The organism is Lacimonas salitolerans, from assembly GCF_042677865.1.
Classification (GTDB): domain Bacteria; phylum Pseudomonadota; class Alphaproteobacteria; order Rhodobacterales; family Rhodobacteraceae; genus Lutimaribacter; species Lutimaribacter salitolerans.
The window spans coordinates 90,090-97,115 of sequence record NZ_JBHUDD010000058.1 but is presented as its reverse complement, the minus strand read 5'-3'; the positions used below and the strand labels follow the sequence as shown (position 1 = coordinate 97,115).

Annotated in this window: 4 protein-coding genes and 1 pseudogene; 3 read left to right on the top strand and 2 right to left on the bottom strand. The window is 63.2% G+C overall.

The genetic code is table 11. The features are described from left to right. Positions 1-65: 65 nt before the first annotated feature. Positions 66-674, top strand: a pseudogene (locus ACFTOW_RS11745) (mechanosensitive ion channel family protein); the annotation flags it as partial. Positions 675-768: 94 nt separating this feature from the next. Here ACFTOW_RS11745 and ACFTOW_RS11740 read toward each other — a convergent pair. Beyond that, positions 769-1,548, bottom strand: a complete 780-nt coding sequence (locus ACFTOW_RS11740) for an enoyl-CoA hydratase-related protein (RefSeq protein WP_379915872.1) — start codon at positions 1,546-1,548, stop codon at positions 769-771. A gap of 48 nt (positions 1,549-1,596) precedes the next feature. Next, positions 1,597-3,333 (bottom strand): class I adenylate-forming enzyme family protein, encoded by a 1,737-nt coding sequence (locus tag ACFTOW_RS11735; RefSeq protein ID WP_379915870.1) that lies wholly within the window; start codon positions 3,331-3,333, stop codon positions 1,597-1,599. Positions 3,334-3,754: 421 nt separating this feature from the next. On the opposite strand from ACFTOW_RS11735, the gene ACFTOW_RS11730 reads away from it, so the two are divergent. Both ACFTOW_RS11730 and ACFTOW_RS11725 read left to right on the top strand, forming a co-directional pair. Beyond that, positions 3,755-4,945 (top strand): TAXI family TRAP transporter solute-binding subunit, encoded by a 1,191-nt coding sequence (locus tag ACFTOW_RS11730; RefSeq protein WP_379915868.1) that lies wholly within the window; start codon positions 3,755-3,757, stop codon positions 4,943-4,945. A gap of 171 nt (positions 4,946-5,116) precedes the next feature. After that, a complete protein-coding gene (locus tag ACFTOW_RS11725) occupies positions 5,117-7,003 on the top strand; it encodes a TRAP transporter permease (protein ID WP_379915866.1) in 1,887 nt (628 codons plus the stop codon). Positions 7,004-7,026: the final 23 nt, after the last annotated feature.

Here is a 7,026-nt window from a genome sequence, read left to right as displayed (position 1 = left end):
CTACCCCCCGGGTGGGTCATTTTTAAATGATCACGATGGGTCAGTTTTGAATGCAGATTGACACCTCTGCCGGTGTTCTGGGCCTTGCCATCGGTTTCGGCGCGCAGAAGATGGTGCAGGACATCATCACCGGCATCTTCATCCAGTTGGAAAATGCGATGAACGTGGGCGACGTTGTGACCGTTGGCGGGGTGACCGGCACGGTCGAACGGCTGACGATCAGGTCCGCCAGCCTGCGCGATGTTCAGGGTGTGTATCACATCATTCCCTTCTCGTCGGTCGACATGGTGTCGAACTACGTCAAGGATTACGGCTATTTCGTCTGCGACATGGGCGTGGCCTATCGCGAGAACGTGGACGAGGCGAAGCAGGCCATGCTGGACGCCTTTGCCGAGTTGAAGGGTGACCCGGATCAGGAGAGCGGCATTCTGGACGATCTGGAATGGTTCGGCTTGAACAGTTTCGGCGACAGCGCCGTGATTCTGCGCGCCCGGATCAAATGTGTGCCCGGACGCCAATGGGGGATCGGGCGGGCCTACAACGGCGTGCTCAAGAGGGTGTTCGATGACCGCAACATCGAAATCCCTTTTCCGCACCAGACGATCTATTTCGGCGAGTCCAAGGATGGCAACACGCAAAGCGTCAAGGTCGATCTGGAGCAGCAGCCGGCCTGACCAGGGAAAGCACAGTCGGTTTCGCCAAGGCGAAAATGTATCACGCTGAACCTCGCAGGGTCACACCGGCTGCCACTAGCTTGATGCGGTCGCCCTATCGGTTGACCCAATTGGCGGGGCGCTTTTCGACAAAGGCCCTGACCCCTTCGGCGAAATCCTCGGTCTTGGCCAGATCGCGCTGCACCTCGCGCGAATAGGTCAGGCTTTCGGGCAGGCCCTCGGCAACAGCCATGCTGTTCAGGATCCGCTTGGTGGCCTTTACCGACGATGGTGACACGGTGCAGATGTGGTCCGCCAGTTCCAGCGCGCGGGACAATACCTGATCGTGCGGCACCACCTCGTTGCAGCAGCCCAGCCGCAAGGCCTCGGCCGCCTCGATCGTGCGACCAGTCAGCATCAGCTCCTGCGCCGCCAGCCGCCCGATGTAGCGTGACAGCCGCTGCACGCCCGAGGCCGAGGCGAAAAAGCCGACCTTGACCTCGGGCAGCGCAAACTTTGCCCGCTCGGATGCGATGATGATGTCGCACGAAAGCGCGGTTTCAAACCCGCCGCCCATGGCGAAACCGTTGACCGCCGCGATGATCGGTTTTTCCAGATCAAACCGTGACGACAGGCCCGAAAATCCCGTTTCAGGCATGCCACGGGCGGTTCCGCCCGTCGCGGTGGCCTTCAGATCGTTGCCGGCACAGAACGCCTTGTCCCCGGCCCCGGTCAAAACCGCGACCCACAGGTCGTCATCGGCGGCAAAGGCATCCCAGCAGGCGGCCAGTTCGTAATGCATGTCGGCATGGACCGCGTTGTAGACGTCGGGGCGGTTCAGGGTCACGATCAGAATGTGATCGCGCCGTTCGGTGGTGATGAAATCATAGCTCATTCGCGGGTCCTTTCCTGGGATGTGCATTGCATGCCGGTTGCTTGCGGGTCAGGTGTTCAGCCCAAGGCACCTGGCACGGATCGCACGACGGTCGGTCTTTTCGGTGCTGGCGCGCGGCAGGGCATCGTGCTGGCACCAGATCTTTTCCGGGATTTTGTAATGCGCGACGGTGCCTTGCAGGAACTCTGCAATCTGCGACGCCGTCAGATGCGCGCCTGCCCGCAGATGCAGGGCCGCCCCGACCACCTCGCCCAGCCGGTCATCGGGCACGGCAAAGGCGCAGGCCTCGATCACGTCGGGATGCCGGTGCAGCGCGCCCTCGACATCCAGACAGGCGATGTTTTCGCCCCCCCGGATGATGATGTTCTTCTTGCGGTCCAGAATGGTCACGAACCCTTCGGCGTCGATGCAGCCCAGATCACCGGTCAGCAGCCAGCCGTCGCGCAGCGTTTCGGCAGTGGCGTCGGGCTGGTTCAGATAGCAACGCATGACTGCCGGGCTCTTGACCGTGATCTCGCCGATCTCGCCCGTTGGCACCTCGTTTCCGTCGTCATCGGTGATGCGCAATTCCTGCACCGGGGGGTGCAGGCGACCGGCGGCATCGGGGCGCAGGATGTAATCCTCACCGCCCATGCCGATTCCCAGCGCGCAGGTCTCGGTCATGCCCCAGCCCGTGGCGACGACGGCCCGTGGAAAGCGCGCAGCAAGCGAGGCCACCTGCGCCGCCGGGCGTTTTGCACCGCCCGCCCCCATAAAGCGCAGCGATGGCAGGTCCTGCCCGCTGGTTTCCAAAGCCTCCAGCAGGTCTGCCGACTGGGTGGGCACGCCCAGAAACCGCGTGACCTGTTCCTGCTTGATGACTCGGATCGCGTCGTTTGCGTCCCACTTGTGCATCAGTATGATCTTGGCCCCGGCAGGCAGGCTGAGCAGGAACAGCGGATACAGGGCCGTGACATGAAACAGCGGCGTCGTCACCAGTGCCGAGGGGCGCAGGACGGGCGGGTCATCCGGCCCCGGCGGCGCGACCAAGGGGGCCAGAGCGGCCTGCATCAGCCAGCTGTATACTGCCGAAATCGCGGCGCGATGGGTCTGCACCACGCCCTTGGGCGATCCGGTCGTGCCCGAGGAATACATGATCGCGAAATCGTCATCAGGCCCCAGCGTGACCGCGCGCAGCCCCCCGGCACGCCCCTGATCGCGCAGGTCGGAATAGGTCATAGCGGCACCTTCCTCGCCGTCGCGCACCCCGACAAGCGTCCGCCTGGCATGCTGCGGCAACGAGGCGATCGCGGCCCGTCGCGGACCATCCGCAAAAACCACGGCGGGTCCGCTGTCGTGCAGGGCATAGTCCAGTTCAGTCGCGGTCCACCATGCGTTCATGAACACCACCACAGCCCCGATCGAAGCGGCCGCAAGCGTCAGCACCAGCATCTCGGGGTAGTTGCGCATCGCGATGGCCACGCGGTCGCCCGGGGCCAGGCCACACTGGCTTTGCAGGGCCTCGGCCACCCGGTCCACCTCGTCGGTGAAGGCATCGAAGGTCCAGCGTTCGACACCATAGACCAGATAATCCGCAGCCCCGTTATCCTGTGCGCCGCGCGACTGCGACAGCAGCGCAGCCACGGTATCGGGGCAGTTGCGAAACGCCTTGTAGCGAACCCCGTTCAAGGTGATTTCCGTCAGTGCAAACGCAGGCTCATTCGCGACCAGATGGTCGATCGCCTGTTGCAGCGTCATGGGCGGTGCGGCTGCCGCGGCCATGGCCGGTGCGACGTCTTCAGACATGATTTCCTCCCCTTCGGACCCCGCGATACTGGCATGCAACCTGGCCCGATGCCTCCCTTTGAAAAACGGTAGAGCAAAAAAGCTTGACTGGAAATACCGCAATACGGAAGGATATTCCGCAAGAGGAGAAGGCAAAGCGCGCCAGCCATCACGCCAGCATTCCAGAGGAGGGAAGGCCGGGCTGCACGCTGAATTCGGACGCAGAAGTCATGCCACAAGGCCACGCCGCACACGGCGGGCGCGAATGGCTGGCATCGCTGCGGGCAACGGACCGGCAAGGACGACCGGCGCATCGCCGTCAATCCGAGCCGGAGCACCCAAGCCTTATCCGGCACATGCCGGGTCCGGTCACGGACGGGAAGAGTGCAAGGGCACCGGCCGTCCGACCACAGCACCAGTGACATCCATGGGAGGAGAACACATGCAACGAAACAAGATTACGGCCACGCTCATCGGGTCTTTTGCCCTTGCGCTCGGCCTGTCCGGTGCCGCGCAGGCTCAGGACGATTTCAGCTGGCCGCGCCTGCTGGTCATCGCCACCCCCGGCACGTCCTCGGGCAGCTTTGCCTCGACCAATGGCTGGGCCCCCATCCTGCAAGAGCAAAAGGGCGTCACTGTGCGTGTCGTGCCCGAAGACAGCGAACCGATGCGCCACCGTCGTCTGGTCGACCGTCGCGATATCGCGATCGCCTCTGTCTCGGGGGCCGAAATGCGCTCGCAGGCCGAAGGCACCGGAGGCTATGCCCCGATGACACCCGCCTCGCAGCGGATCATGTGGCACCACAACGACACGCCCTGGGGCTTTGTCGTGTCGGGCAATTCCGACATCGAGTCGCTGGACGACCTCAAGAAAGGCGGCTACCGGGTCACAAACGGCATCTTTTCGCCGACCATCGTGGAAACCATCACCGTCGGTCTGCCGGATTATCTGGATCTGACGCAGGACGAAGCTCAGGACCTGATCACCTTCGTTCCGGCATCCAGTTATGCGGAAAGCTGCCGCTCGGTCGTCGAAGGCCGGTCAGACGTGGCCTATTGCGCGCCGATCAGCTCGGTCCTGTCCGAAATGGAAGGCGCGCCCGGCGGAATCCGCTGGCTGGAAATGCCGGCGTCGAACACCGAGGGCTGGGGCCGCCTGCTGGCAACCCGGTCGATGCTGGTGCCGGCCACGATCAGCATGGGCGTGCAATCCGCACGCGGGATCGAATCCGCGACATCCAACTTCGTCTACGCGGTGCCCACCGACGCGGATACCGATTTCGTCTACAACATGGCCAAGTGGATGCACGAGGCCCATGACGACTACAAGGGCACCCATCCCCTTGCCACGCGCATGTCGCTGGAGGAGTTCCGCAACTACCTGGACAACACCCCCATACCCGTACACGAGGGCACTGTCCGCTACCTGAGGGAAATCGACGCCTGGACCGACGAGGACGACGCCTGGAACAACGCGGCGATCGAGTTGATGGACGCCTGGATCGCGGCACGTCAGGAGGCCCTGGACGAAGCGCGCGAAAAGCGGATCGACATCGCCTTCGACAATCCCGAGTTTCTGGAGATTCTCGAGGCCAAGACCGAAGGTCTGGAGATCTTCCGCTCGCGTCTCTGACGTTCCTTGATGATCCCGGGGCAAGGCGGCGCTGCCGTCTTGCCCTGTCCACGGCCATTCGGCCGTCAGCGCACTCAAATTGCGGGAAAACTCATGTCAGGCTTGTCGTCCCACTCCTCCGCTCCGTCCCCTGCACAGCCATCGCCGACGCAGGTTGTACCGCCCGACGAGGTGGCCAACACGCGCCTGGGTGATCTGTATTCGTTCTGGAGCATCGTCTTTGTCATACTGTGTGTATTGGGCGTAACTGCGGGTATCGTCTATATCTTCGGCATTCAGGTCGCGGGTCAGCGGCTGCTGGAAGGTCAGTATTACTGGGTTTTCATCGGGCTGTTCAGTGCGGCGGCGTTCATCGCGTTGCCCGCCTACCGCGGTCAGACGAACGTGCCGTTCTATGATGTGATCGCCGCGATCACGGTGCTGGGCATCAGCCTGTATTTCTCCTCGCACGCCTGGGAGATGATGCAGTCAAGCTGGACCAACTTTCCCATGGGCGTCGTCACCTGGGTGCTGATGCTTGAGATCGCGCGCCGGTCGGGCGGCATGCCGTTCCTGCTGGTCTGTCTGCTGCTTGGGCTATACCCGCTGGTGGCTGACCGCTTTCCCGGCCTGTTGATGGGCATCCCCTATTCGTTCGAGAACATGATCGAGGCGCATATCTTTCGCGTCGAGGGGATGATGGGCATCACGACAAAGATCGTGGCTGAAATCGTGCTGGGCTTTCTGGTCTTTGCCGGCGTTCTGATCGCCACCGGGGCCGGGGATTTCTTTATCAAGCTGGCCAGCGCCGGTTTCGGAAAGTACCGCGGCGGACCGGCCAAGGTGTCGGTCGTCGCCTCGGGCTTTTTCGGCTCGTTGTCAGGGTCGGTCTTTTCCAACATCGCTGGCACCGGGTCGATCACCATCCCGACGATGAAAAAGGTGGGCTATCCGCCGCATTACGCCGGCGCGATCGAGGCCTGCGCCTCGACCGGGGGGGTGCTGATGCCGCCCGTGATGGGGGCTATCGCCTTTGTCATGGCCATCACCATCGGGGTCGACTACGCCACCGTCATGATCGCGGCGATCCTGCCGTCGCTGCTGTTCTATTTCGGTGTGCTGCTGCAGGTCGATGCCTATGCCGCGCGCAAGGGGCTTGCCGGTGTCATCGATCCAACGCTGCCAAAGGCGCGCGTCATCCTTGCCCGCGGCTGGCTGTTCCTGCTGGTGCTGGCCTTTCTGGTCTGGGGCCTGCTGTACATGCGCTGGGAGTTCTACGCGCCATGGTACGCCTGCGTCCTGCTGATCGCGCTGTCGTTCCTGCAGGGCCACACCCGCATGAACCTGCGCCAGATGTTCGAGATGGTGCGCCAGACCGGCACGCTGGTCACCCAGACCACGGCGATCATCCTGCCCATCGCCTTTGTGGTCAGCGCCCTGACGATCACCGGGGTGACAGGTTCGGTCACGTCGGGATTGATCGCGCTGGGGGGCGGCAACATCTTTCTGGTCATCCTGTTCGGCGTGCTGGCCTGTTTCATCATGGGGATGGCCGGGCTGGCCATCGTGGCCTACATCTTTCTTGCGGTCACCCTTGCCCCGGCAATCATCGAGGTGGGCGGCCTGAACACCATCGCGGTGCATTTCTTCATCATCTACTACGCGATGCTGTCGGGCATCACGCCGCCGGTGGGGGCCGCCGCGTTTCTTGCCGCCACCATCGCCGGCGCGCGCCCGATGCGGACCTGTTTCACCGCCATGCGGCTGGGGGTGGTGATCTACTTCATCCCGCTGTTCTTTCTGTTCCAGCCCGCGCTTGTTCTGCAGGGCGATCTGACGCCGCTGATCTATGTGCTGCCCTCGATCATCGTCGGGATCATCATGCTGTCCGGCGGGCTTGAAGGATTCTTGCTGGGTGTCGGCCATGTGCGCGGCATCCTGCGTGTCCCGCTGGGCGTGGCGGGCTTTGCGTTCAGCTTTCCGGGCATGCTGACCACGCTGATTGCCGGTGCCGCCTCGATCGCGATTGTCGGGCTGATCTGGATGGACAACCGCAAGACCAGTCCCGACCCGGCCTGATCCCGGGTCGCGGCGCGCTTGAC

Bases quoted from the DNA above. Each gene is read 5' to 3' on its own strand.
- ACFTOW_RS11740 (WP_379915872.1), bottom strand. From the start codon at position 1,548: ATGAGCTATGATTTCATCACCACCGAACGGCGCGATCACATTCTGATC.
- ACFTOW_RS11735 (WP_379915870.1), bottom strand. From the start codon at position 3,333: ATGTCTGAAGACGTCGCACCGGCCATGGCCGCGGCAGCCGCACCGCCC.
- ACFTOW_RS11730 (WP_379915868.1), top strand. From the start codon at position 3,755: ATGCAACGAAACAAGATTACGGCCACGCTCATCGGGTCTTTTGCCCTT.